The organism is Roseateles asaccharophilus, assembly GCF_031458115.1.
GTDB lineage: Bacteria > Pseudomonadota > Gammaproteobacteria > Burkholderiales > Burkholderiaceae_C > Pelomonas > Pelomonas asaccharophilus_A.
Window position 1 is genome coordinate 54,113 of record NZ_JAVDXV010000002.1, and the last position, 25,513, is coordinate 79,625.

Below are 25,513 nucleotides of genomic sequence, written 5' to 3' on the forward strand. Positions count from 1 at the left end.
AGACGCCGGGCGGCGACACTGCCGGCCATGCTGAAACTGCTTGGCGTTCCCGCCTGGCAGGCCGGCGCGGAGGGCGAGCACCACCTGCCCGCCAGCCTGCCGGCCTGTCTGCTGATCCATCTCGCCTGCCTGGGCCGCTGGGTCGACCGTGAGCAGCTGGCCGCGCTGTTCTGGCCCGAGGCCGACGCGGCCCAGGCCCGCCACCACCTGCGCATCAACCTGCACCGGCTGCGCCAGTTGCTGGAGCGGCTGGGCGTGCCGCAAGCGCTGGAGGCCGAGCGCAGCCGCGTGAGGCTGACGCTGCCCACCGACGTGGCGCAGTTGAAGGCCGGTGAACTGGAGGACGCTGCGCCGCAGGACTGGCTGCAGGGCTTTCGCATTGCCGGCTTCGACGCCTTCTGGGACTGGGCCGAGGCCTTCATCGCGCCGCTGCGTGAAGGCGGCGATGGGCCGCCTCCCACCAGCCTGCCTGGCCGTGCCGAGCTGCTGGCCCGGCTGCGCGCCGATGCGCTGCCGGCCGTCGTGCTGCTGGGCGAGGCCGGCATGGGCAAGTCCAGCGTGCTGAACGCGGCCTTTGCCGGAGCGCCGCTGCTGCAGGGCCGCGAAGGCCTGACGCAGATGCCGTACCGGCCGGTCGTCGAGCTGCTGCTGGCGCGTCTGGACCTGCTGCGCGCATTGCTGCGCCAGCCCGAGCGCGGCCTGGCCGCCTACCGGCTGGACCTGGCGCGCTTGGTGCCCGAGCTGGCACCCGACGAGCCGCTGCCGCCGCTCGATGCGCTGAGCGCGCGCTCGCGGCTGCAGGAGGGGCTGGCCCGCGTGCTGGAGGCGCTGGGCCCGCTGCTGCTGGTGGACGACCTGCAATGGGTGGACGCCGCCACGCTGGAGCTGCTGGCGTTGCTGGGCCACCGCGGACGAACACGCTGGCGTGGCGCCGCGCGTGGCGAGGAGCTGCCGCCCGAGCACCAGCGCTGGCTGGCCCGCCAGCAGGACGGCCAGCGCCTGCGCAGCCTGCCGCTGCAGGGGCTGTCGCTGGACACGGTCGGGCAGTTGCTGCGCGATGCCGGACAAGACACGGCCGACGCGCCCGCGCTGCTGCAGGCCAGCCGTGGCAACCCCTTCATGCTGGGCGAGCTGCTGCGGGCGCGGGCCGAGGGCGTCGCGCTGCCGCCGCGCGTGCGCGAGCTGCTGCTGCGGCGCTGGCGCGCGCTGGGGCCGGCGGCGGCCAGTCTGGTGGGGGCAGCGGCCGTGCTGGCCCGGCCGATGCCGTTGGCGGTGCTGGGCCATGTGGCGGCCGTGGCCGACGCCCAGCTGCTGCCGGCGGCGCGTGAGGCCCTGGATGCCGCGCTGCTGCGCGACGATGCACAGGGCGGCCTGCAGTGCCGGCACGACCTGGTACGCGACGCCGTGCTGTCGCAACTGCCCGCGTTTGAAGCCCAGGCCTTGCGCCGCCGCGCGGCCCTGGCGCTGGGCGCGCGGCCCGAGGGCGCGGCCGAGCCCTTGGCCGTGGCCGCGCTGTGGGACACCGCCGGCGAGGCGCAGACCGCGCTGGCCTGGCTGCACCGCGGTGCGGCGCAGCAGAAGCTGCGCGGCCGCTACGACGAGGCGCAGACGCTGTGGCAGCGCATCGCGGCCGAGTCGCGCGAGCCCGCCCTGGCGTTGCAGGCGCGGCTGAGTCTCGCCGAATGCGCGCTGCTGCACGACCTGCCCGCCGGCCGCGCCGCCCTGCAGCAGGTGCTGGAGCTGGCCGGCGCCGTGGCCGATCCGGCGCAGCGCGAGCACATCGAGGGCCAGGCCTTGTCCGGGCTGGTCGACAACGCGGTGTTCTCGGGCGACCTGACCCAGGCCGCCGCGCTGGCCGAGCGGCTGCGGCCGCTGTTGCCGCGACTGCCGCTGGCCGAGCGCTGCAGCGCCTGCGAGGTGCTCATCGAGCTGGCCATGCGCGAGCCCGACATCCCGGCGGCGTGGGCGCTGCTGGCGCAGCTGCGCCAGTTGGCGCCGCAGCGGCCGTCGCTGCTGAGCTACGAGGGCCAGATCCACTGGTTCGGCGGCCAGGTCGGCGCCGCGCGCGACGCCTTCGAGCTGCTGCTGCAGCGCCATCCCGACTACTGCCGCGGACTGACCATCGAAAGCGATCTGGGCGTCATGCTGCAGGCGCTGGGCGACCTGCCGCGCGCCGAGGCAATGGCGCGGCGCAGCCTGGAAAGCTGGCGCGGCGTCGCGCATACCGAGACGCTGTCACTGTTGATGCTGGGCCTGACGCTGACCAGCGCCGGCCGCTACGGCGAGGCGCGCGGCGTGCTTGACCGCGCGCTGGTGCTGGGCCGGGAGCAGGGCTCGGCACTGTTCGAGGCCGAGGCGTTGACGCGGCGCGCGCGGCTGTACTGGCAGAGCGGCTGCATCGAGCTGGCCGAGGCCGACCTCGCCGTGGCCGAGCCACTGCTGGCCGACAGCCGCGATCCGCTGCGCGTGTCGCAGCTGTGCTGGGTGCGCGGCCTGTTGCGCGAAGCCCGCGGCCTGGCTGCGGACCCCGCGCTGGCCGAGCGCGTGCGGAGCTTGAGCCAGCGCAGCCAGCATCCGTTGCTGCACATCCGGCTGGCGCGACTGGATGGGCTGGGCGGCGATGCCGGCGCGGCGGCGCGTCAGGTGGCGATGGCCCGTGAAGCTGGGCTCTTGGAGCCTTTGGCCGAAGGCCTTCTGCTGCAGGCCCGCGGCCTGCCCGTCAACGAGGCGAGGCCGCTGCTGCTGGAGGCGGCGGAAATCGCCCAGCGCCTGGGCTTTGCAGAGTTGCTGGGCCAGGCCGACCGCGCGCTCAGCGCAGCAGCGTCAGCAGCTGTTCTAACCCGCCTTCGTTGATCGCCACGCGCGCCTGCTCGCGCACTTTGGGCTTGGCGTGGTAGGCCACTGACAGGCCGGCCGCGCCCATCATGGGCAGGTCGTTGGCGCCGTCGCCGACGGCGATGGATTGGTCAGGTGTGCAGCCGATCGCTTCGCAGCAGGCCAGCAGCATCAGCCGCTTTTGCTCGCCGTCGCAGATGTCGCCCCAGTCCTGCATGAGGACGCGGCCGGTGAGGGCGCCGCCTTCGATCTCCAGCTCGTTGCTGCGCACGAAGTCCATGCCCAGCTCGGCGGCGACAAACCGCGTGAAGAACGTGAAGCCGCCGGAGACCAGCACCAGCTTCAGGCCGGCGGCCTTCAGCGCCGCGCACAGCTCGCGGGCACCGGGGTTGAACGTGAGGCGCTCGGCCAGCACGCGGTCAAGCACCGTGGCCGGCACGCCGGCCAGGATGGCCAGCCGGCGGCGCAGGCTGTCGCGGAAGTCGGTGATCTCGCCTCGCATCGCGGCCTCGGTGATGGCGGCGACTTCTTCACCCTTGCCAGCCAGCGCGGCGATCTCGTCGATGCACTCGATGCTGATCAGCGTCGAGTCCATGTCGAACGCGGCCAGCTTGAAGTGGGACAGCGGGGGCAGGGCGGGGCCGTCGCGCAGGACGAGGCCGTCTGGAAGGGAAGCAGTCACGGGATCGGGAGTCAGGGCCGGTGGAGGCCCTGATTATCCCGTTGCAGCTCTCAGCGGCGGCGCCGCCGCCGGGCCGCCAGCAAGGCCAGGCCGCCCAGCAGCAGCGCGGCACTGGCGGGCTCGGGCACCGGCGCGGTCTGCAGGCTCAGCTCGAAGAAGGCCTCGCTGCCGACCGACAGATCGCGCATGTCCACCTGCACGCCGTGCGACGTGAACGTCAGGCGAGATGCGGTCAGCCCGGCGATGTTGGTGGCGAGGTCCACGCCGGTGATGGCCACGTCGCCGCCGTACAGCGACTGGAAGCTGAAGCGGTTGACGGGCGTGTCGGTGAAGTCGGTGCCCGCACCGACGTAGAAGTAGCGGATGCTGTTGTCGCCGATGTCCACGGTCTGCGCCGGCACCGTCAGCGCGCTGCACAGCTGCGCGGTGCCAGGGCAGCTCAGCTCGGCGCCGGCACCGACGAGCACGCTGTCCAGCGTGCTCAGCGAGTCCAGGTGGTAGTTCACGCTCACCGTCGTGCCCAGCAAGCCGGCGGCGCTGGCGAACGTGGGCAGCAGGGTGGCGGCGAAAGCCAGCTTCTTCATCGCGGGTCTCCGGTCGGCAGGTGGCGCAGTCTAGGAAGGCGCCGAACGATGCGCAGTCCCTAGCTTTCCTTCACCGGCTGACCCAGCAGACGCAGCACCTCGCGCACCGCCTGCGCGCGGTCCTGCGGGCTGGACAGCGCCTTCTCCACGCGCAACTTCTCGTTGCCGACCAGCTTGATGTTGCGGTTCTTCTGCACCAGCTCGATGACACGCATGGGGTCTATGGGCGGGTTGGGGCGGAAGTTGATGTTGATGATGCTGGGCGCGGCGTCGACCTTGATGACGCCGTAGGGCTTGGCCAGCACGCGCAGGCGGTGCAGGTCGAACAGGTTCTGGCCCTGCGCAGGCAGCTTGCCGAAGCGGTCGGTGATCTCCTCCAGCATGGTGTCGATCTGCTCGGACTTCTCGGCCGTGGCCAGGCGCTTGTAGAGACTCAGGCGCACCTGCACGTCGCCGCAGTAGGCGTCGGGCAGCAGCGCGGGGGCATGCAGGTTGATCTCGGTGTTGGTGGAGAACGCGCCGGTTGGCGACAGCAGGTCGGGCTCGCGGCCGCTCTTCAGCGCGCGCACGGCTTCGCTGAGCATGTCGTTGTAGAGCTGGAAGCCCACCTCCATCATGTTGCCGCTCTGGTTGTCGCCCAGCACCTCGCCGGCGCCGCGGATCTCCAGGTCGTGCATCGCGAGGTAGAAGCCGGAGCCCAGTTCCTCCATCGCCTGAATGGCGTCCAGCCGCTGCGTGGCCTGTTTCGTCAGACCTTGCAGGTCGGGCACCATCAGGTACGCATAGGCCTGGTGGTGGGACCGGCCCACGCGGCCGCGCAGCTGGTGCAGCTGCGCCAGGCCGAACTTGTCGGCGCGGGCAATGATGATGGTGTTGGCGCTCGGCACGTCGATGCCGGTCTCGATGATGGTGGAGCACAGCAGCAGGTTGTGCTTGCCGGCCACGAACTCGCGCATGACACGCTCCAGCTCGCGCTCGGGCATCTGTCCGTGGGCGATGACGATGCGCGCCTCGGGTACCAGCTCCTCCAGCTTCTGGCGCCGGTTCTCTATGGTCTCGACCTCGTTGTGCAGGAAGTAGACCTGCCCGCCGCGCTTCAGCTCGCGCAGCACGGCCTCGCGGATGGTGCCGCTGCTCTCGGCGCGGACGAAGGTCTTGATGGCCAGGCGGCGCTGCGGCGCGGTGGCGATGACCGACAGGTCGCGCAGCCCCTCCAGCGCCATGCCGAGCGTGCGGGGAATGGGCGTGGCGGTCAGCGTCAGCACGTCCACCTCGGCGCGCATGGCCTTCATCGCCTCCTTGTGGCGCACACCGAAGCGGTGTTCCTCGTCGATGACGAGCAGGCCCAGGCGGTTGAACTTGACCTCGGCGGACAGCAGCTTGTGCGTGCCGACGACGATGTCGATGGTGCCGTCGGCAATGCCTTCCATCGCCGCCTTGATCTCCTTGGCGGAGCGGAAGCGGCTCATCTCGGCCACCTTCACCGGCCAGGCGCCGAAGCGGTCGGCGATGTTCTGGTAGTGCTGTTCGGCCAGCAGCGTGGTGGGCGCCAGGATGGCGACCTGCTTGCCGCCCATGACGGCGACGAAGGCCGCGCGCAGCGCCACTTCGGTCTTGCCGAAGCCCACGTCGCCGCAGACCAGGCGGTCCATGGGCTTGGGGCTGATCATGTCCTGGATGACCGCGTGGATGGCGGCGCGCTGGTCGGGCGTTTCCTCGAAGCCGAAGCTCGCGGCGAAGGCCTCGTAGTCGTGACCCGAGTAGCGGAATGCATGGCCTTCGCGCGCGGCGCGGCGGGCGTAGAGGTTCAGCAGCTCGGCGGCCGTGTCGCGCACCTGCTCGGCGGCCTTGCGCTTGGCCTTTTCCCACTGGCCCGAGCCCAGCTTGTGCAGCGGCGCTTCCTCCGGGCTGACGCCGGTGTAGCGGCCGATCAGGTGCAACTGCGCGACGGGCACGTACAGCGTCGCCTTGTCGGCGTACTCCAGGTGCAGGAACTCGCTCTTCTGGCCGTCGCCGACGTCGATGTTGACGAGGCCGCAGTAGCGCCCGATGCCGTGGTTGATGTGCACGACCGGGTCGCCCACCTTCAGTTCGGACAGGTCCTTGATCAGCGCGTTGACGTCGCTGACCTGCTCCTGCTTGCGGCGCCGGCGCGTGGTGGGCGTCGTCGCGAACAGCTCGGTCTCGGTGATGAGCTGGACCGGCCGCTCCGCATCGACCCAGAAGAAGCCGGCAGCCAGCGGCGCGGCCGTGATGGCGTACTTCTCGTCGCCTTCCCAGAACTCTGCCAGGCTTGAAACAGACGGCGTGTCGATCTTGTGGTCGCGCAGCTGCTCCAGCAGGCTTTCGCGCCGGCCTTCGCTTTCGGCCAGCAGCAGCACACGGTGTGGCGTGGCCTTCAGGTGGGCTTCCAGCCGCGCCAGCGGTTCCTGCGCGCCGCGCTCCACGCTGACGTCCGGCAGCGGGCGGGCGAAGTCCACCGGCTCATGGCCGCGCATGGCCAGCACCGCATGCGGCTTGGTCAGGCCGAAGAAGTCCTCGCTGGTCAGGAAGATCTCGGCCGGCGGCAGGATGGGCCGCTCTGGGTCGTGCTGCAGGAAGCGGTGGCGCTCCTTGGTGTCGGTCCAGAAGCGCTGGATGGCCTCGTCCACCTCGCCGTGCAGCACCAGCGCGGCGGTGTCGCCCAGATAGTCGAACACGGAGGCCGTCTGCTCGAAGAACACCGGCAGGTAGTACTCGATGCCGCCCGACGCGACGCCCTCGCCGATGTCGCGGTAGATGCGCGCCTTGGTCGGGTCGCCGTCCATCTTCTCGCGCCAGCGGTTGCGGAAGGCCTTGCGCGCCGCCTCGTCCATCGGGAACTCGCGGCCGGGCAGCAGGCGAACGTCGGGCACGGGGTAGAGGCTGCGCTGGCTGTCGGGGTCGAAGGTGCGGATGGAGTCGACCTCGTCGCCGAACAGGTCCACGCGGTAAGGCACGGCCGAGCCCATCGGGAACAGGTCGATCAGCCCGCCGCGCACGGCGTACTCGCCGGGCTGCACGACCTGGCTGACGTTGTTGTAGCCGGCCAGCGTCAGCTGCGCGCGCAGCGAGGCCTCGTCCAGTCGCTGCTTCTGCTTGAAGTTGAACGTCGTCGCGGCCAGGAAGCTGGGCGGCGCGAGCCGCACGAGGGCCGTCGATGCCGGCATCAGCACGACGTCGATGCTCTTGGTCTTCTTGGCCTGCAGCAGCTCCCACAACGTGGCCAGGCGTTCGGAGATCAGGTCCTGGTGCGGGCTGAAGCTGTCGTAGGGCAGCGTCTCCCAGTCGGGGAACACGGCCACCTTCAGCTCGGGCGCGAAGAACTTCAGCTCGTCTTCCAGCCGCTGCGTGTCACCGGGCTCGGCCGTGAAGATGGCGGCCATGCGACCCGCGTCGCGCTGCTGCTGCACAAAGCGGGCGAGCAGCAGGGCATCGGCGGAGCCCAAGGGGCGGGCGTGGGTGAACTTCTTGCCCGGTTGGATCACCGGCAGCGAGGACAACGTCATACGGACCTACAAACGACAACAGCCCCGAAGCGGGGCTTGGCGGGATTCTAGGGAGCCCTGCCTGCCCCTGCCTTTTGGCCTGGTGACAACGGCATGGCAGCATCGCGCCTCTTCCTACCGGAGATTCCATGCGCCGTCGTCACGCCCTGAGCCTGCTGGCCACCAGCCTTGCCCTCAGCCTTCCTGCCTTTGCCGCTTCTTCTGAGAGCCAACGCTTCCATCAATGGCTGGATGCCGAATGGGAGCTGGTGCTGCAGCGCCAGCCCGTGCTGGCCACGTCGCTGGGCGACCCGCGCTACAACGACCGCCTTGTCGACACCACCACGGCCGCCTACCGCGCCCAGGCCAAGCGCGACCTGCAAGGCCAGCTGAAGGCGCTGGCCGGTTTCGACAAGGCCAAGCTGGAGCCCAAGGACCGCGTGTCGTACGCGATGCTGAAGCTGGATCTGGAGCAGAACCTCGCGGCCGAGCGCTTCCCCGAGTGGATGCAGCCCATCAGCCAGATCGGCGGCATGCCCAGCTTCCTGGCGCAGATGGGCACGGGCCAGTCCATCCAGCCGTTCAAGACCACCAAGGACTACGACGACTGGCTCAAGCGCCTCGCGCTGGCCGTGCCCATCTTCGACGGCAGCATCGCCAACATGCGCTACGGCCTGAAGGCCGGCGTGACCCAGCCCCGCGCCGTGATGGACAAAGTGCTGCCGCAGCTGACCGCGCTGGCCGTCACCGACCCCGAGCAAAGCCTGTTCTGGGGCCCGATCAAGAACTTCCCCGACGCCGTGCCGGCCGCCGACCGCGAGCGCATCACCGCCGCGATGCGTGAGCTGCTGTCTTCGAAGGTGCTGCCCGCCTACGCCCGCCTGCTGGCCTTCGTTCGCGACGAGTACACGCCCAAGGCGCGCACCAGCACGGCCTGGTCGGCGCTGCCGGACGGCAAGGCCTGGTACGCGCACCGCGTGCGCCAGTCCACGACCGTGGCGTTGTCGGCCGACGAAATCCACGCCATCGGCCTGAAGGAGGTCGCGCGCATCCTGGGCGAGATGGAGGGCGTGCGCAGGCAGGTGGGCTTCCAGGGCGACCTGAAGGCCTTCTTCAAGCACCTGCAGGACGACCCCAAGTACTACTTCACCAAGCCCGAGGACCTGCTGGCCGGCTACCGCGACCTGCAGAAGAAGATCAACAGCCTGACGCCCAAGCTGTTCGACATCTCGCCCAAGGCCGACTACGAGGTGCGCGAGGTCGAGGCCTTCCGCGCCGAGAGCGCGGCGGGCGCCTCGTACCAGAGCCCGTCCACCGACGGCTCGCGCCCCGGCGTGTTCTACGTGAACACCTTCAACCTGAAGGCCCAGCCCATCTTCGGCATGGAGACGCTGTCGCTGCACGAGGCGTCACCGGGCCATCACTTCCAGGTCGCCATCGCGCAGGAAGACCAGAACCTGCCCAAGTTCCGCCGCTACGGCAGCTTCTACGTGGCCTATGTGGAAGGCTGGGCGCTGTACGCCGAGAGCCTGGGCAAGGAGCTGGGCCTGTTCACCGACCCCTACCAGTGGTATGGGCGCCTGTCGGATGAGCAACTGCGTGCGATGCGGCTGGTGGTGGACACCGGCCTGCACCACAAGGGCTGGACCCGCGAGCAGGCCATCAAGTACATGCTGGACAACTCGTCCATGGCCGAGAGCGATGTCATCTCCGAGGTCGAGCGCTACATCGTCTGGCCCGGCCAGGCGCTGGGCTACAAGATCGGGCAGCTGGAGATCACCAAGCTGCGCGCTGAGGCCGAAAAGGCGCTGGGCAGCAAGTTCGACATCAAGGGCTTCCACCGCGTCGTGCTGACGGCGGGGCAGGTGCCCATGCCCGTGCTGCGCGAGCTGGTCATGGAGTGGGTCGCCCAGCGCAGGCGTTGACGCCTCTAGGTCGCCTGTCCTACGATGCTAGGACAGATGACCTAGGAGTCGCGCATGCCGCGCAGCAAAGCCGCCTCGGTGCCCGCACCCGAAGCCACCACGCGGGATCACATCGTCGAAGTGGCCGACGCGCTGTTCTACCAGCGCGGCTTCGACCGCACGTCGTTTGCCGACATCGCCGCGCAGGTGCAGATCTCGCGCGGCAACTTCTATTACCACTTCAAGAGCAAGGACGACATCCTTGCGGCCGTCATCGAGCGGCGCGCTGCGGGTACGCAGGCGATGCTGGAAGCCTGGGCCGGCGAGTCCGATGAGCCGCTGGAGCGTCTGCGCTGCTTCGCGCGGATGCTGATCGTCAACCGCAAGGACATCCAGCGCTACGGCTGCCCGGTGGGCAGTCTGTGCACCGAACTGGCCAAGCTGGAGCACCCGGCGCAAGGGCAGGCCGGCATGATCTTCGGCCAGTTCCGCGACTGGCTGCGCGAGCAGTTCGAGGCGCTGGGCCATGCAGACGACGCCCACGCGCTGGCGCTGCACCTGCTGTCGCGCAGCCAGGGCGTCGCCACGCTGGCCAATGCGTTCCGTGACGAAGCCTTCATCCGCCACGAGGTGGCGCTCATCGACGCCTGGCTGGCGTCGCTCGTACCACCCGCGCGCGCGCGTCGGCGCGCATCTTGACCTGGAGTCCGCATGTACATCGTCTTCCTTCGATTCGGCGCCCAGCGCGCGCAGGCCGGCCAGTGGATGGCCCAGCATGGCCAGTGGCTGAAGCAGGGCCTGGACGACGGCGTGTTCCTGATGGCGGGATCTTTGGGCGAGGGGCAGGGCGGCGTCGTGCTGGCGCGTGGCCCTGACCGCGACAGTCTGCTCGCGCGCGTGGCGCAGGATCCCTTCGTCGAGCACGGCGTGGTTGACGCCGAGGTGCACGCCGTGTCGCCATCGCGCTGGGCACCGGGTATGGCTGAACTGTTTGCGCCTGCCGCCGCCTGAAGGCCGGCGTCGCTGCTTCTGTCGGCGTTCGCTGCGGCCTGTCCGTGCCGTCGTGCAGACTGTCGCCCGCGAGTGGGCGAGGCTAGGCGCGCCTCTTAGGCTGCGGTCTTCGACAAGGAGATTGCGATGAACAACGCGAGAACGACGCGCGCAGCCTGGTTGCTGGCTGCAGGGCTGCTGGCCGTACCGGCCTGGGCCGGTGACGACGCCAAGAGCTTCAGCATCGGCTTTGAAGGCAAGGAGCGCGCATCGCTGGCCGATCTGGGCCTGCCGGCCTACCCCGGCGCCACGCCCTACAGCGAGAGCCAGGGCGACAAGTCGGCCGTGACGCTGGGCGCCTGGGCCGGGTCGTTTGGGCTGCGCGTCAGCGCGATGAAGTTCCAGGTGGCCGACTCGCCCGCCCGCGTGGCGGCTTTCTATGCCCAGGCCTTGAAGCAGCACGGCACGGTGCTGGACTGCCGCGAGCCGGCCGCCCGGGTCAAGCCACCCCAGGGTGACAAGACGGAGCGGCTGAGCTGCGAGGAAGGCGCGTTGCCGACCGGTGTCTACGAGTTCCGCGTCGGCACCAGCAAGCGTTTTCGCGTCGTGAAGGTGACGCCGCACGGCGACGGCGCCCGCTTTGACATGGCGCGCGTTGCCTTGGGGAACTAGCCTGCGCGCCGGTGCGCCCACCGGTACAGCAGCGGCAGCACCAGCAACGTCAGCGCGGTCGACGACAGGATGCCGCCAATGACCACCGTTGCCAGCGGCCGCTGCACCTCGGCCCCGGTGCCGGTGGCCAGCGCCATCGGCACGAAGCCCAGCGACGCCACCAGTGCCGTCATCAGCACCGGCCGCAGCCTTGAGACGGCGCCGTCGCGCACCGCATCAGCCAGCCGCTTGCCCTCGTCGCGCAGCGCGCGGATGAAGGCCAGCATCACCAGCCCGTTCAGCACCGCCACGCCCGACAGCGCGATGAAGCCCACGCCCGCCGAGATGGACAGCGGGATGCCGCGCAGCCACAGCGCCACGATGCCGCCGGTCAGCGCGAACGGCACGCCGGTGAACACCAGCAGCCCGTCGCGCACGTTGCCGAACATCGCGAACAGCAGCACGAACACCAGCCCCAGCGCCACCGGCACGACGACCTTCAGCCGCGCGGTGGCGGACTGCAGTTGCTCGAAGCTGCCGCCCCACTGCATCCAGTAGCCGGCGGGCACCTTCACGCGCTCGGCGAGCTGGCCTTGCGCCTCGGCCACGAACGAGCCCACGTCGCGCCCGCGCACATTGGCCGTCACGACGACGCGGCGCTTGCCGTTCTCGCGGCTGACCTGGTTGGCGCCGGGCTGCAGGTCGAAGGTGGCCACTTCGCCCAGCTGCACATGGCCGCCCGAGGGCAGTTTCAGCGGCAACCGCTTCAGCGCGTCCAGGTCACCGCGCAGGCTTTCCGGCAGCCGCACCAGCAGGTCGAAGCGCCGGTCACCCTGGTACACAGCACCGGCCTCCTGCCCGGCGATGGCCGTGGACACGGTCTGCTGCACGTCCGCCAGGCTCAGGCCCAGCCGCGCGATGCGGTCGCGGGCGATGTCCATCGTCAGCACCGGCAGGCCAGTGGTCTGCTCCACCTTCACGTCGGCGGCGCCGGGCACGTCCTGCAGCACCTTGGCGATCTGTGCGGCGGTGCCTTCCATCGTCGCCATGTCGTCGCCGAACACCTTCACCGCCACGTCGGCCCGCACGCCCGAGATCAGCTCGTTGAAGCGCATCTGGATGGGTTGCGTGAACTCGTAGTTGTTGCCGGGCAGCTTCGCGGCCAGCTCCTGCAGGTCGGCCATCACCGCGTCGGTGGTCTTCTTCGGGTCGGGCCACTCGGCGCGCGGCTTGAACATCACATACGTGTCGGCCACGTTGGGCGGCATGGGGTCGGTGGCAACCTCGGCCGTGCCGATCTTGGAGAACACGCGTGCCACCTCCGGTGCCTGCAGCAGCGTACGCTCCAGCTCGCGCTGCATCTCCACCGCCTGGCCCAGCGCCGTGCCGGGGATGCGCATCGCGTGCAGCGCCACGTCGCCTTCGTCCAGGCTGGGAATGAACTCGCTGCCCATGCGCGTGGCCATCAGCGCGCTCAAGCCGACGGTCACGCCGGCGATGGTCATCACCAGCGCGGGGTTGGCGAAGGTCCAGTCCAGCAGTGGCGTGTAGCCGCGCCTTGCGGCGGCCATCAGCCGGTTGTCCTTCTCCTCGACCTTGCCGGTGACGAGCATCGCCACGGCCGCCGGCACGAAGGTGACGGACAGCAGCATGGCGCCCAGCAGCGCGATGACGACCGTGAACGCCATCGGGTGGAACATCTTTCCTTCCACGCCGCTCAACGCAAAGATGGGCAGGTAGACCACCATGATGATGAGCTGCCCGAACAGCAGCGGCCGGCGCGCCTCGCGGGCGGCGGCGAACACCTCGGCAAAGCGCTCCTTGCGCGTCAGCAAACGGCCGGCCGATGCCTGCGCATGCCCCAGCCGGCGCAGGCAGTTCTCGACGATGACGACGGCGCCGTCCACGATGATGCCGAAGTCCAGCGCGCCCAGGCTCATCAGGTTGGCGCTCACCTTGTTGGCCACCATGCCGCTGAACGTGAACAGCATGGACAGCGGGATCACCGCCGCCGTGATGACGGCCGCGCGCAGGTTGCCCAGGAAGGCGAACAGCACCGCGATCACCAGCAGCGCGCCTTCAATCAGGTTGGTGCGCACGGTCTTGATCGCCTTGTCGATCAACGTCGTGCGGTCGTACACCGTCTGCGCGATGACGCCAGCAGGCAGGCTGCGGTTGATCTCTTCCAGGCGCTTGTCCACGGCCAGCGACACCTGCCGGCTGTTCTCGCCCATCAGCATGAACACCGTGCCCAGCACCACCTCGCGGCCGTTCTCGGTGGCCGCGCCCGTGCGCAGCTCCTGGCCGAAGCCCACATCCGCCACGTCGCGCACGCGCACCGGCGCGCCCTGCGTGGTGGTGACGACGATGTCGGCGATGTCGTCCAGGCTCTTCACCTGGCCCGGCGCGCGTATCAGCACCTGCTCGCCGCGCCGCTCGATGTAGCCGGCGCCAACGTTGGCGTTGTTGCGCTCCAGCGCGTTCACGACGTCGGCCAGCGTCAGGCCGCGCGCGGCCAGGCGGTCGGGCCAGGGCGAGACCTGGTACTCCCGCGCAAAGCCGCCGATGGTGTTGATCTCGGTTACGCCGGGCACCGTGCGCAGCTGCGGCTTGACGATCCAGTCCTGGATCTCGCGCAGGTCCGTCGGCGTGTACGGCGTGCCGTCGGGCTTCAGTGCGCCGGGCTTGGCCTCCACGGTCCACATGTAGATCTCGCCGAGACCCGTGGAGATGGGGCCCAGCGTCGGCGTCAGGCCGGCCGGCAGCGCTTCGCGCGCCTGCTGAATGCGCTCGCCGACGAGCTGGCGGGCGAAGTAGATATCGGTGCCCTCCTTGAAAACGACGGTGACCTGCGACAAGCCGTAGCGCGACAGCGAGCGCGTCTGCTCCAGACGGGGCAGGCCGGCCATGGCCGTCTCGATCGCATACGTGACGCGCTGTTCGGCTTCCAGCGGCGAGTAGCCCGGCGCCTCGGTGTTGATCTGCACCTGCACGTTGGTGATGTCGGGCACGGCGTCGATGGGCAGGCGCTGGTAGGCGAACACCCCCAGCACCGCCATGCCGAACACAGCGAGCAATACCAGCCAGCGCTGCGCGATGGCGAAGCGGATGAGTTTTTCGAACATCTCGCCTCCTCAGTGCTCGTGCGCCGCTTCGCTCTTGCCGAGCTCGGCCTTCACGATGAAGCTGTTCTTCGCCGCATAGCGCTCGCCCGCGGGCAGACCTTGCACGATCTCGATGTGCTTGTCGTCGGCACGGCCGGTCTTCACCACCACGGTCTCGAACTGCTGCGCGCGCCTGACGAACACGACCGAGCGGCCTTCCAGCGTCTGCACCGCATCCAGCGTGACGGCCACCGGCACGTCCACCTCTCCGTGCGTCAGCGTCACGCTGACCGGCAGGCCCGGCCGCCACACGCCCTGCGGGTTGGCCAGCACCACGCGCGCCGTCGCGCTGCGGCTTTGTTCGCCCACCAGCGCGCCTACGTAGCTGAGCTTGCCTGGGGCCTCGGCATCGAACGCCGTGGCTTTCACGCGCGTGTGTGCGCCCGGCTGCAGCCGGGCCAGGTCTTGCGCCGGCACCACCAGCTCCACCCAGACGCTGCTCAGGTCGGCCAGCTGGAAGATGGCGGCGTCTTCCTTCAGCGCCTCGCCCACGCTGATCTTCTTGTCGACGACAACGCCGGCGATGGGTGCGCGGATCTCCAGCTGCGCCAGGCCTTGCGTGCCGCTGCCGCCGGACGCACCCAGCGCGGCCAGCTTCTGGCGCTCGCGCTCGACGGTGATCTCGGCCTCCTGCAGCGCCTGGCGCGCGGCCAGGTAGTCCTGCTGGGCGGAGATCTTGTCCTCCCACAGCTTCTTCTCGCGGTCGTGCGTCTGGCGCGCCAGCGCCAGGCGCTTCTCCGCCGCCAGCGCTTCGGCGCGCTGGTCGGCCAGCGCCGGGCTGGTGACGACGGCCAGCACTTGGCCGCGCTGCACGCGGTCGCCTGCGCTCACGCGCACGGCCTGCACTACGCCGGCCAGGCGCGGCGTGACGACGACGCTGCGGTCCTGGTTCAGCTTCACCTCGCCCATCAGCTCCAGCGTGCCGGCGATGCGTTGCGGCCCCGCCGTTGCGAGCTTGATGCCGTTGTGGCGCAGCTGCTCGTCGTTGAAGCTGGCGCGCGGTGCGGGCTCGGCGTGTGCCGCGGGGGCCGAAGCGGCGGCAGGCGCTGCGGGCTTGTCGTGATCGTGATCGCCGTCCTTGTGGTCGTGGCCGTCCTTGTGGTCATCGGACTTGGCCGCGGGCTTTTCGTGCTCGTGGCCATGGTCGCCATGGCCTTGTTCAGCGTCGTGGTCGTGTCCGCCGGCGGCTTGCTTGCCGCTGCGCAGGATGAAGGCGCCCAGCACGACGGCGATGACCAGCACGGCCGCGATGGCCAGCTTGTTTTTCTTGTCCATGGATCAGTCCTTTTGGTCTTGTGTGTTGCGGCCGAGCAGCCGGTCGAGTTCGGCAGCGGCGCGGTGGGCATCGGCACTGGCCTGCAGCTGCTGGCGGCGCAGCTGGAACAGGCTGCGCTGCGCGTCCAGCACGTCCAGGAAGGCGAACTTGCCCAGCTCGTAGCCCTTCAGCGCGGTGTCAAACGCCGTCTGTGCGACGGGCAGCGCGTCATCGGCCAGCAGCCGCGCCTGCTCGCGGCTGGCGCGCAGGCGCTCGGTGGCGGCGGCCACGTCGGCCTGCAGCTTCAGCGTGGCGGCGGTCAGCGCCTCGCGGGCCTGGTCCTCGCGCCGCAGCGCTTCCAGCAGGCCGCCCTGGTTGCGGTCGCTCACCGGCAGCGGCAGCGAGAAGCCGATGACGGCCTGCGTGCGGCCCAACTCGGCGTCGCGCTTGGCGCCCACCGTGAAGGTCAGGTCGGGCACGCGCTTGGCGCGCTCGCCTTCGGTCAGCGCCTGGCGGCGGGTGATGTCCAGCTGCGCCAGTCGCAGCGCGGGCGCGTCGGCCGTCCACGCGGCCAGCTGCGCCTCGGTGGGCGGCGCGGGCAGGGCGCCGGTGCCGCCTTCAAGGGCGGTGACCGCCTGCGGGCCTTGCGCCCACAGCGCGGCCAGCCGGGCGCGGGCCTGCAGCGCCTCGCTCTGCGCCTGGGCCAGCTCGGCGCGCGCCTGCGCTTCGGCGACGCGGGCCTTGGCCAGCTCCAGCGGCGGCACCTTGCCCGCCTGCAGACGTTTGTCGGCGGCGTTCGTGGCGCTGCCCGCCAGCTCGACGGACGACGTGGCGAGCCTGGCCTGCGCCTCGGCGCCCAGCAGCTCGAAGAAGGCCGCGGCCACGGCGGCGCGCACCTCGGCCTGCTTGGCCAGCAGCATCACGGCGGCCTGCTCGCGCGCCTGGGCGGCGGCGGCCTGGCGGGCGGTGCGCTTGCCGCCCAGCTCGATGGCCTGGCTGAGCTGCACGGTGGACGTGCGCGTGGCGGCGCGGGTGTCTTCCAGCAGCACGCCCAGCTCGGGATTGGGCCGCGCGCCGGCCTGCAGTTCGGCGCCTTGCAGCGCCTGCAGCTCCAGCCGCGCGTGGGCCAGGTCGGGGTTGTGGGTCAGGGCCAGGGCTTGCGCCTCGGCCAGCGTCAAGGCGTCGCAGACGCCAGGGGCCAGCGCCAACAGCAGCGCCGGTAACAGGGATCGCATCGAACTCTCCGGTGGTGGAACAACGGCGGACGGTTCGGCGCGCGGCCGGCACCCGGCGGGTGCCTCGCTTCAGCGATGAAGGAAAAGAGGGGAAGCGGCGCGCCGAATCAGGCGCGCTGCCAATTGGGGCGTTCCAGCCCGGCGGGGATGTGCGACTTGGGCCGCGCGGCGACGCCCGGTTCGGGCGGGGCGGCTTGCGTCAGCGGCAGGCCATCGGCCTGGTCAATGGGCGTGGCACAGCCCGCGTGATGGCAGTGGCAGTGGCCGGTCTCGCAGACCGCATGGGGCTCACCGGCCTTGTCGGCACGGGCCGCCTCGTTCGCCTGCATCGTGCTGGCCTGCTCGGCCAGTTCGTCCACGCAGCACAGCTGCGCGCCCGCCCAGCTCATCTGGGCGGCGACCAGCAAGGCCATGAGGGCAAGGAACCAGCGACGCATGGCGGCGGATTCTAGGGACGCTGCGAGCAGGTCGCAGCCAAAGACCTTATTCCTTGCCGCCGTCCAGCAGCGCGTCGCGCAGCTGCTTGTCGGCCGGCGAGTCGCCGAACCAGATCTTCAGCACCAGCGTGAAGAACTCGTCGTCGCCCACGGGCTCGCCCTGGGCCTGGCCCGAGATGTAGAACTGCGTGCCCTTGCCGGGGATGAAGTCCATCGCGAAGGTGTCGCCGGGCATCAGCTTGGGCTTGCCGGAGAAGATCTCGATGAGGCGCGTCGTCGACAGCGTGTGGCGCGTCATCTGCGCGCTGGGCGTGTTGTCGCCCATGCCGCGCAGGAACAGCCGGCCCAGCTCCGTGCCCTGCAGTTCGCGCAGCGCGGTGAACTGCAGCCGCTTGGGGCCGGGCAGCGCCAGCAGCTCGGCCGGCGTGGAAGCGCGCTTGGCGGTGTACAGCCCCATGTCGTAGGCCTTGAACACCAGGCGCACGCGCGTGCCCTTGCCGTTGAGCAGCAGCGCGCTGCCGCCCAGCTGGGCCGTGGGCTCGAACTTGTTGACGGTGGGTGCCGCGCCAGCCTGCAGGCACAGGGCCAGGCCAGCTGCGGCCATCGCGATGCGACCGCGTGCGGTCCAGGGCTGAGTCATGTCTTCTCCGATGGGTGTTCTTCTCGCCGCCTCGCTGCGGCTGGCGCATTCTGCGGGGCGGGAAGGGCCCGGGCGTCACCGTTTCTGGTGGCAGTTCCCTCCGTCAGGCGTGAATCCTCACGACACGGGCCGGCCGGCCCTTGGCCTCGCGGGCGCGCAGCTGGCCGCAGCCGCCTTCCACGTCCTGGCCGGCGGAGTCGCGCAGCTTGGTCAGCACGCCGCGCGCGCTCAGCTCGGCGGCGATGGCGCGGGCGCGTTCCCAGCTCGGGCGCGTGAAGGGCAGGCCCTCGTTGCTGTTGAACGGGATCATGTTCAGCAGACCGTAGCGGCCCTTCAGCAGACGCACGATGCCGTCCAGCTCGTCGGCACCGTCGTTGACGCCGTCCAGCAGCGTCCACTGGTACTGGATGGGGTAGCCGCTTGCGCGCGCATAGGCGTCGGCCGCGTCGACCAGGTCTTCAGGCGAGATGCGCGGCGCACGCGGCAGCAGGTCGGCGCGCTTGGCTGCATCGGTCGTATGCAGCGACAGCGCCAGCGCGGGCTTCACGTCGGCCTCGTTCAGCGCCGCGAACGCGCGCTCGTCGCCCACCGTCGAGAACACCAGCTGCTTGTGCGCGAAGCCGCCCTCGCGGCCCAGCAGCGTGATCGCATCCAGCACGTTGGCGAGGTTGTGGGCCGGCTCGCCCATGCCCATGAAGACGACCTTCTTCAGCCTGGCGTTCTTGCGCCGCGCCAGCACCACTTGCGCCACGATCTCGGCGCTGCCGACCTGGCGGATCAGTCCATCCACGCCGGTCATGCAGAAACGGCAGCCCACCGCGCAGCCCACCTGGCTGGACACGCAGACCCCATCGCGCGGCAGCAGCACCGTCTCCACGGTCTGGCCGTCGTTCAGGCCCAGCAGCAGCCGCGCCGACAGACCGTCGCCGCCGGCGTGTTCGCTCCTCACCGCCAGCAGCCCGTCCAGCTCGGCGAACAGGCCCGGCAGCGCCTCCATGACCGCCTTGGGCAGCCAGCCCTGCAGCGGCTGCTTGCCGGCGTCCAGCGGCAGGTTCTGCACCCAGTGGCGCAGGATGCGGCTTTCATGGGCGGGGTTGGCGCCCAGCGCGCGCAGGCGCTGGCGGACATCGGAAATCAACTGCATGGCACGGCGATTGTCCCCGAGGCGTCAAAAAGCCAGCGCCCAGGTGACATGCCGCGCTGCAGGGCGGGACTATGCTGATCCGGCACCAGAAGGAGACAAACATGGCACCACCCGACTCCATCGCCCGCGACGAATGGCAGGTCCGCTGCGACCTCGCTGCCCTGTACCGCCTGGCCGCGCTGCACGGCTGGGACGACCTGATCTTCACGCACATCTCGGCCCGTGTGCCGGGGCCGGAGCATCACTTCCTGATCAACCCCTACGGGATGATGTTCGAGGAGATCACGGCCAGCAGCCTCGTGAAGGTGGACCAGGCCGGCGCCAAGGTCGGGCCCAGCGAGTTTGACGTGAACCCGGCCGGCTTCATCATCCACAGCGCCGTGCACGAGGCGCGCGACGAGGCGCATTTCGTCATGCACCTGCACACGGTGGCCGGCGTTGCGGTCAGCGCGCGGCGCGAGGGCCTGCTGCCCATCTCGCAGCACAGCCTGTTCCCGCTGGCGTCGCTGAGCTATCACGACTACGAGGGCGTGGCGCTCAACCCCGACGAGAAGGCCCGCCTGGTGAGTGACCTCGGCAAGACTTCGCTGATGATGCTGCGCAACCACGGCCTGCTGACACTGGGCCACAGCGCGGCCGACACCTTCCTGAAGATGTTCATGCTGCAGCGCGCCTGCGAGATCCAGATCGCGGCGCAGGCCGGTGGTGGCGAGCTGATCCGCATCCCGTCGCAGATCCTCGCCGGCATCCGTGCGCAGAGCGACAAGGTCATGCGGGGTTCGGGCGCCGAGTTGGCCTGGCCGGGTTTGCTCAGAAGGCTCGCGCGCCAGAACCCCGGACACGACGCCTGACCGGCTGACAATGGGCGGAATGACTTCCCGCCCCACCCGCTTCTTCGCCCTCGTTCCCGCCGCCGGCATCGGCGAACGCTCCGGCGCTGGCATGCCAAAGCAGTACGTGTTCATCGCCGGCCAGCCCATGCTGGCCCACACGGTGGCCGCGTTGGCGGCGGTGCCACGCATCACGCAGACGCTGGTGGTGCTGTCACCGGCCGACGATCGTTTCGAGGCCGCGCTGCCGGGCTGCAAGGCGTGGGTCGCGCGTGCGGGCGGTGCGAGCCGTGCGGAAACGGTGCTGGGCGGCCTGGCCGAACTCCGCTCCCGCGGCGCGACCGACGGCGACTGGGTGCTGGTGCACGACGCCGCGCGCTGCCTGCTGCGGCCCGAGTGGGTGGATGCGCTCATCGACGCCTGCGCGGACGACGCCGTCGGTGGCCTGCTGGCCCAACCCGTGGCTGACACGCTGAAGGCGGGCGACGCGCAAGGCCGGGTCACCGCCACCGTGGACCGCCGCGACAAATGGGCTGCCCAGACGCCGCAGATGTTCCGGCTGGGCCTCGTCGAGCGCGCGCTGCAGGCCATGGGCGCCGCGGCCACCGACGAGGCCAGCGCCGTCGAGGCGCTGGGCCTGGCGCCTCAGCTGGTGCGCGCGTCGATGGCCAACTTCAAGGTGACCTGGCCCGAGGACTTCGCGCTCGCGGAACGCCTGCTCACTGCAGCTTCAGTTCCAGATCCTGCCCGCTGAGAAAGTCGCCATTGCTCGGCACATCCAAATCCCGCTCCAGCGCCCCCTGCAGCTTCAGCTTGGCCGCCTGATCGGGCGCGATGCGCAGCCGGCGCAGGCCCGGTGCGACCTGGTGGAAGAGGTAGTAGCCGTCGGCCGAGCTGGTGGTGGTGGCGACGACCTGGCCGTCGTGGTCCACCAGTTCCACCTGCGCCGCGCCGATGCCGCGCTTGCGGCCATTCCCCTCCACCAGCCAGACCGTGCCTTCCACCTCGGAGGTCACGATGACCGGGAACTCCAGCATCTCCACGCGGCCCGGCCGTGGCAGCACGCGGGCGCCCGGCGTCAGCGGGCGCCATTGCGGGTCTTCCAGCGTGGTCGGGTCCAGCGCGATGTCGGCATAGCGGCCCGGCGCCAGGCGGTTCAGCAGCGCGGTGCCTTCGGCGCCCGTGAGCCGTGGGTGGCGGCCGCCGCCGTTCAGGATGAAGCCGGCGTTGGGCACCAGCTCCTCGTCGGCGTCGCGGATGCCGTTCATGTTGCGGTCCACGAAGGCGCGCGCCGACACGGCGCCGCTTCCGGCCAGCGGCTGGCCGTCGAAGTTCCAGCGGCCGTTGCGCGGGTCGCGATCCAGCGCGACGAACAGCTGCAGGCCCAGCGCCAGCTCGCGCTGGTTGGTGTAGCTGGCGCTCAGCGCGAGCCCGAAGGTGCCGAGGTTCTTGCTGAAGCCGGCCGAGGCCAGCGTGAGGCCCGTGTCGATCGCGCGCAGCAGGCCGGCGCTGAGCTGGTAACCGTCGCCCAGGCTGCGGTCGGCGCTGACGGCCACGGCCTGCAGGCTGGCGCCGGGCTGCACGCGGTAGTTGAACTGGGCGGAGAAGCCGATGTCGGCCATGCGGCGGCTGAGCTGCAGCGCACCGTCGGTGCGGGCGTCGTCGCCGGTGCGCTGCCAGCGCAGGCTGTTGGACACGGCCGTGCCCCACAGCATGGCCGAGGTGCGCAAGGCCAGTTGTGTGCTGCTGAAGCCGCCATCCAGCGCGCTGCGCTGGGCGTTGAAGTCCAGCACCAGCCGCGGCAGGCCGAACAGCCGCCAGCCGCCTTGCAGGCGCAGCTCGCTGCGCTGGCGTACGCCGGCGAGCAGGTCGTTGACAAAGCCGCCCTGGCGCTGCGTGTGCAGCAGGTCCACGGCCATGCCGGCCAGCCGCGTCTTCACGCCCAGCTCGCCCAGCAGGCCGCCGCCGCGCATGCCGGTCAGCTGCGAGCTGACGATCATGCTGTCGAAGTAGGCCAGCAGGCCCAGCTGGCCGTAGTCCAGCGGCTCACCGCTGACGAAGCCGCCGGGGCTGCCCACCATGCGCGGTCGGCGCACCAGGCCGAATTGACCCGTGAGCCGCTGGCCCAGTCCAAGTTCGGCCTGCGCGACGCTGCGCACGGAGCCATCGTCGGCCACTTGCGAGGCCAGCGTGTAGTGCAGCTCGCCGGCTTTCAGGCTGGCGCGATCCAGCATGAAGTTCTGCTTCTCCACGCGCAGCTGGCCCAGCGGGCCGTGGAAGACGAGTCGGAACTCGTTGGCGCCGAATGACAAGGGCAGGTCGTCGAACGCGTATTGGCCGTCGGCGCGCGAGCTCTGGAAGCCCAGCAGCTGGTCGTTGTAGTACAGCGTGACGTCCCAGCCGGGCGGCAGGTCGCCGCGCAGGCTGTGGCGGTCGAAGCTGTTGGGCTGGTCCAGCGGCCGGTTGCTGACCGACACGCCGTTGCCCGTGGCGCTGCCGGGCATGACGTTGCGCACGCTGGGCAGCGCCAGGTTGCCCAGCGCCACCGAGCGCGCGCGCAGCGGGCCCAGCAGCTCGGCGTCGGGGTCGTGGCGGGCCAGCGTCATGCGCAGATCGGGCCGGGTCTTGTCGCGCGTCTTCAGCAGGTAGGCCGAGCCTTCCATGCCCAGCAGGTCGCTGGTCAGGTAGGCGGTGTAGGCCGCCTTGTACTGCCGCGAGCCGCGGCCGAAGCGGGCGTCGGCGCCGAAGGACTGGTCGATGCTGGGCACGCCGATCAGCCCGGGCGACGAGGGCGTGTAGGGATAGTTGGGCCGCGTGTCCGCGGCGGTCAGGCCGGCCAGCGCCGCGGCCAGGCGCTCGCGTTCAAGCCGAGCCTGCAGCGGCAGCTTCTCGCGCGGCACGACCTTGAGCTGCAGCGCGGCCAGGTCCAGCTGCAGGTCCACCGGCAGCCAGCGGCTCAGCAGCCGGCGCGACACATAGATGTCGTCCCCCACGACGCCGGCCAGCCGCGGCTCGAAGCCCTGTTCGCGGCCGGCCACCGTGACCTGCGCGTCGGCGAGGTTGAGTCCGAAGGTCTTGTCGCCGGGCAGCGTCCCGCTGGCGCTGCCGCGCTCGGGCTGCACCTGCACGGCCAGCGTCAGCAGCCTCGAGAGTTCGCCCAGCGGCAACAGCGTCTGGCCGCCGTCCTGGTAGGCGGTGAAGCTGTCGGACAGCACCATGCCGTCCAGCTGCACTTCCAGCACGAGCAGGTTGCTGTCGTCCAGCCGCCGCGTGACGGCGACAGGCGAGGAGGGCGGTGGCGGGGCAGAAGCGAAGGCCGTGCCGTCCGGCGTGCGCAGGCGCAGCTGCCAGTGCGGCAGGTCCACCGCCAGCTCCAGCTTCAGCCAGCGCGACAGCAGCTGCGTGGACACATAGATGTCGTCGCCGATGACCTGGGCCAGCCGTGGCTCGAAGCTGGAGCGGCGGTCGCCCACGCGCATGCTGGCGTCGTTCAGGTCCAGGCAAAAGGCCTCGCCGCTGCCCGGCAGCGTGCCGGCGGCGCGGCCATGTGCGGCCTGTACGCGCGTGTCCATGCCCAGCAGGCGTGACACGGCCGCCAGCGGCAGCAGCACCTGGTAGTCGGTCTGGTAGAGATCCAGCGGTTCCTGCAGCTTGCGGCCGTCAACCTGCACATCGAGCTTGCGCAGCGGCGACACGCTGTCGTCGGGCGCGGCGTGTGCGCTCAGCAGCGCACAGGCAAGGGCACAGGCCGTGAGCAGCCGGGCCATGGTGGGTCGCGGCGCGGGGCCGCTTACGGGAGGTTGAGGCTGGCTTCCGCCAGCAGCTTGCCGCCGGACTCGGGGCGTTCCTTGAAGCTGACGCGCAGCACGCCCGCCGGCAGCTTGCCGCCCGCTGGCATCTGCAGCGGCAACTGCACGCGTCGCGCCGCATTGGGCGTGTAGACGGCCACGCCGCCGGCCCGCGCGACCTCGAAGGTCACGCCCGCCGTGGTGGTGAACGTGGCGAGCAGATCGCCGTACACCGAGCGGTTGCCTTCGCGGCGCATCTGGAAGCTCAGTTGACCCGCGGCGCTGCCGGCGGCGGGCGGCTGCACGGCGATGTCGGTCAGCTCCAGCTTCGCGTGCGTGTCGCCCTGGCGCACGATGACCGGAATGGACGCGCCCACCAGCGCCTGGATGGTCACGCCCACGGCCTTCTGGTCGCGCCGGGCGAGGTCTTCCACGCTGCTGCTGCCGCTGGCTTCGGCCACGCGGTCGAACTGCAGGTGCGAGCGGTACTCGCCCTCGGCCAGGCCGTCGGGCTTGCGCAACAGGATGCGCACGATCTGCGAGCCGCCGGGCGGGATGGTGACCTGGCGCGGCGAGTAGCGCAGCATGGGCTCGGCGAACTGCTCGCCGGGGCCGGGACTGTCGATGGCGATGAACTCGCCGTTGGGCCCCATGCGGCGGTGGACGAGATTGATGCGGTAGGTCTCGGCCGTGCTGCCCTGGTTCATCAGCTCGACCTGCGCGGCGCGCTGCTTGTCGAACACGATGCGGGTGGGGAACAGCATCAGGTCCGCCAGTGCCGGGCGGCACAGCAACAGCATGACCAGGGCGGCCAGCCGGGGGGCGGAGCGGATTGCAAGCATGCCGGCATGGTGACCGCCGGGCGATGCACCGAAAGTTACAAAAGCGGCGGAGTTCCGGTGCTGTTCGTCACCGGGCGGCTACTGGTAGTTGACCGTCACGATGAAGCTGCCGCTGTAGCTGCCCGGCGTCTGAGCGCTGTTCACGGTCAGCGTCGCGCCAACGGTGATGGTCTGCGTGCCGCCGCCCGACAGCATGCCGCTGACCGAGGGGCTGCTGGTGAAGTTGTTCAGCGCCATGCTGCCGGCGGCGCCATCGCTGAGGAAGATGGTGCCGTTGGCCGGCAGCGTGATGTCGAACAACGCGCTGGGCGTGCCGCTGATCGTGAATTGCGCGCCCGCAGCGGGGGCGCCCTGATTGACCAGGATCACGGAGCCGGTCTTGCCACGTGCGCCGGCGGGGCTGACGCTGACCGTGCCGCCGCTGCCGGCCGTGAAGGCGCCGAAGGACAACGCGGTGTTGTTGGTCAGCGTCTGCGCTGGCGCGGCAGAGCCGACGGCCAACAGCAGCGCGGCCCCGACCGGGCGCAGCAGACGCAGCATGGGCGGCTGGCCCTGGTTAGTTGAACGCGACGGTGATGACCAGCGGGCTGTCGCCGTCGTGGTCGGCCGCCGCAGACACCGCAGCCGCCGGGCCGCGCGCCAGCGAACCTGCGCTTTGCGCCATGTCGATCGCGAATGGCGAGCGTGACTCGACGGCGCCGAGGATGGTGGCCGCGGGCAGGCGTGGCAGCGGGGGTGGCGGGCTGGCCGCCGGCATTCTGGGCACGAGGTCGCCGGTGGCGGGGCCGGCCGGTGCGTCACGCGCGAGCAGCAGGTCTTGCACGCTGACCGGCGTGCCCAGCCAGGCCGTGATGGCGACGGGCTCCACGACCCGGGCGCTGGCCTGCGCCATCGCGCTGCCGCTGCGCGCCGCGTCCGCGGCCAGCAGCAGGGCCAACAGCGCCGGGAGGCCCACACGCCACAACGGCGATGGATGGGGCAGGGTGGCGGGCTTCATGGCGGCCATGGTCGCACGGACTTCGGCGC

Annotated in this window: 20 protein-coding genes; 7 read left to right on the forward strand and 13 right to left on the reverse strand. The window is 70.5% G+C overall.

The annotated features are described in order from the left end of the window. Positions 1-27: 27 nt before the first annotated feature. Positions 28-2,853 (forward strand): AAA family ATPase, encoded by a 2,826-nt coding sequence (locus tag J2X21_RS04795; protein WP_310325580.1) that lies wholly within the window; start codon positions 28-30, stop codon positions 2,851-2,853. Here the strand turns inward: J2X21_RS04795 and serB are convergent. The 3 genes from serB to mfd are packed head-to-tail and all read right to left on the reverse strand — an operon-like array spanning position 2,810 to position 7,628. Further along, positions 2,810-3,517, reverse strand: a complete 708-nt coding sequence (gene serB, locus J2X21_RS04800) for a phosphoserine phosphatase SerB (protein ID WP_310325584.1) — start codon at positions 3,515-3,517, stop codon at positions 2,810-2,812. The genes J2X21_RS04795 and serB overlap by 44 nt on opposite strands. 50 nt (positions 3,518-3,567) lie before the next feature. Continuing rightward, positions 3,568-4,101, reverse strand: a complete 534-nt coding sequence (locus J2X21_RS04805; RefSeq protein ID WP_310325587.1) for a PEP-CTERM sorting domain-containing protein — start codon at positions 4,099-4,101, stop codon at positions 3,568-3,570. 59 nt (positions 4,102-4,160) lie between these two features. Continuing rightward, the gene (gene mfd, locus J2X21_RS04810; RefSeq protein WP_310325590.1) at positions 4,161-7,628 is read right to left on the reverse strand and encodes a transcription-repair coupling factor; all 3,468 of its coding nucleotides are present in this window, start codon (positions 7,626-7,628) and stop codon (positions 4,161-4,163) included. A gap of 128 nt (positions 7,629-7,756) precedes the next feature. On the opposite strand from mfd, the gene J2X21_RS04815 reads away from it, so the two are divergent. The 4 genes from J2X21_RS04815 (at position 7,757) to J2X21_RS04830 (ending at position 11,173) form a co-directional block, all read left to right on the forward strand. Beyond that, positions 7,757-9,532, forward strand: coding sequence for a DUF885 domain-containing protein (locus J2X21_RS04815; protein WP_310325593.1), 1,776 nt, complete (start codon positions 7,757-7,759; stop codon positions 9,530-9,532). 54 nt (positions 9,533-9,586) lie between these two features. Then, the gene (locus tag J2X21_RS04820) at positions 9,587-10,210 is read left to right on the forward strand and encodes a TetR/AcrR family transcriptional regulator (protein ID WP_310325595.1); all 624 of its coding nucleotides are present in this window, start codon (positions 9,587-9,589) and stop codon (positions 10,208-10,210) included. A 12-nt stretch (positions 10,211-10,222) separates the two neighbouring features. Further along, a complete protein-coding gene (locus J2X21_RS04825) occupies positions 10,223-10,522 on the forward strand; it encodes a YciI family protein (RefSeq protein WP_310325598.1) in 300 nt (99 codons plus the stop codon). A gap of 126 nt (positions 10,523-10,648) precedes the next feature. Then, on the forward strand, positions 10,649-11,173 hold the full coding sequence (locus J2X21_RS04830) for a hypothetical protein (RefSeq protein ID WP_310325600.1): 525 nt from the start codon (positions 10,649-10,651) through the stop codon (positions 11,171-11,173). On the opposite strand, the gene J2X21_RS04835 is transcribed toward J2X21_RS04830, so the two are convergent. The 6 genes from J2X21_RS04835 to J2X21_RS04860 all read right to left on the reverse strand — a co-directional run bounded on the left by J2X21_RS04835 (position 11,170) and on the right by J2X21_RS04860 (position 19,027). Further along, complete coding sequence (locus J2X21_RS04835; protein ID WP_310325602.1) at positions 11,170-14,277, reverse strand: efflux RND transporter permease subunit; 3,108 nt, start codon at positions 14,275-14,277, stop codon at positions 11,170-11,172. The two genes, J2X21_RS04830 and J2X21_RS04835, sit on opposite strands and share 4 nt — an antisense overlap. Before the next feature lie 9 nt (positions 14,278-14,286). Next, complete coding sequence (locus J2X21_RS04840) at positions 14,287-15,591, reverse strand: efflux RND transporter periplasmic adaptor subunit (RefSeq protein ID WP_310325604.1); 1,305 nt, start codon at positions 15,589-15,591, stop codon at positions 14,287-14,289. A 3-nt stretch (positions 15,592-15,594) separates the two neighbouring features. Next, positions 15,595-16,806 carry a TolC family protein gene (locus J2X21_RS04845; protein WP_310325606.1) on the reverse strand — a complete coding sequence of 404 codons (1,212 nt, stop codon included), beginning with the start codon at positions 16,804-16,806 and terminating at the stop codon, positions 15,595-15,597. A 107-nt stretch (positions 16,807-16,913) separates the two neighbouring features. After that, the gene (locus tag J2X21_RS04850; protein ID WP_310325609.1) at positions 16,914-17,243 is read right to left on the reverse strand and encodes a hypothetical protein; all 330 of its coding nucleotides are present in this window, start codon (positions 17,241-17,243) and stop codon (positions 16,914-16,916) included. Positions 17,244-17,289: 46 nt separating this feature from the next. Next, complete coding sequence (locus J2X21_RS04855) at positions 17,290-17,883, reverse strand: chalcone isomerase family protein (RefSeq protein WP_310325612.1); 594 nt, start codon at positions 17,881-17,883, stop codon at positions 17,290-17,292. Between the two features lie 103 nt (positions 17,884-17,986). Continuing rightward, complete coding sequence (locus tag J2X21_RS04860) at positions 17,987-19,027, reverse strand: RNA methyltransferase (RefSeq protein ID WP_310325615.1); 1,041 nt, start codon at positions 19,025-19,027, stop codon at positions 17,987-17,989. Positions 19,028-19,098: 71 nt separating this feature from the next. On the opposite strand from J2X21_RS04860, the gene J2X21_RS04865 reads away from it, so the two are divergent. Both J2X21_RS04865 and ispD read left to right on the forward strand, forming a co-directional pair. Beyond that, positions 19,099-19,878, forward strand: coding sequence for a class II aldolase/adducin family protein (locus J2X21_RS04865; protein ID WP_310325618.1), 780 nt, complete (start codon positions 19,099-19,101; stop codon positions 19,876-19,878). 19 nt (positions 19,879-19,897) lie between these two features. Then, complete coding sequence (ispD, locus tag J2X21_RS04870) at positions 19,898-20,611, forward strand: 2-C-methyl-D-erythritol 4-phosphate cytidylyltransferase (protein ID WP_310325621.1); 714 nt, start codon at positions 19,898-19,900, stop codon at positions 20,609-20,611. Here the strand turns inward: ispD and J2X21_RS04875 are convergent. The 4 genes from J2X21_RS04875 to J2X21_RS04890 form a co-directional block, all read right to left on the reverse strand. Then, positions 20,577-23,624, reverse strand: coding sequence for a hypothetical protein (locus J2X21_RS04875; RefSeq protein ID WP_310325623.1), 3,048 nt, complete (start codon positions 23,622-23,624; stop codon positions 20,577-20,579). The two genes, ispD and J2X21_RS04875, sit on opposite strands and share 35 nt — an antisense overlap. Positions 23,625-23,647: 23 nt before the next feature. Then, positions 23,648-24,487: a fimbrial biogenesis chaperone gene (locus tag J2X21_RS04880; RefSeq protein ID WP_310325625.1), complete on the reverse strand. Its 840-nt coding sequence runs from the start codon at positions 24,485-24,487 to the stop codon at positions 23,648-23,650. A 78-nt stretch (positions 24,488-24,565) separates the two neighbouring features. Next, positions 24,566-25,027, reverse strand: a complete 462-nt coding sequence (locus J2X21_RS04885) for a DUF4402 domain-containing protein (protein ID WP_310325628.1) — start codon at positions 25,025-25,027, stop codon at positions 24,566-24,568. A 16-nt stretch (positions 25,028-25,043) separates the two neighbouring features. After that, a complete protein-coding gene (locus tag J2X21_RS04890) occupies positions 25,044-25,484 on the reverse strand; it encodes a hypothetical protein (RefSeq protein ID WP_310325631.1) in 441 nt (146 codons plus the stop codon). Positions 25,485-25,513 lie beyond the last annotated feature (29 nt).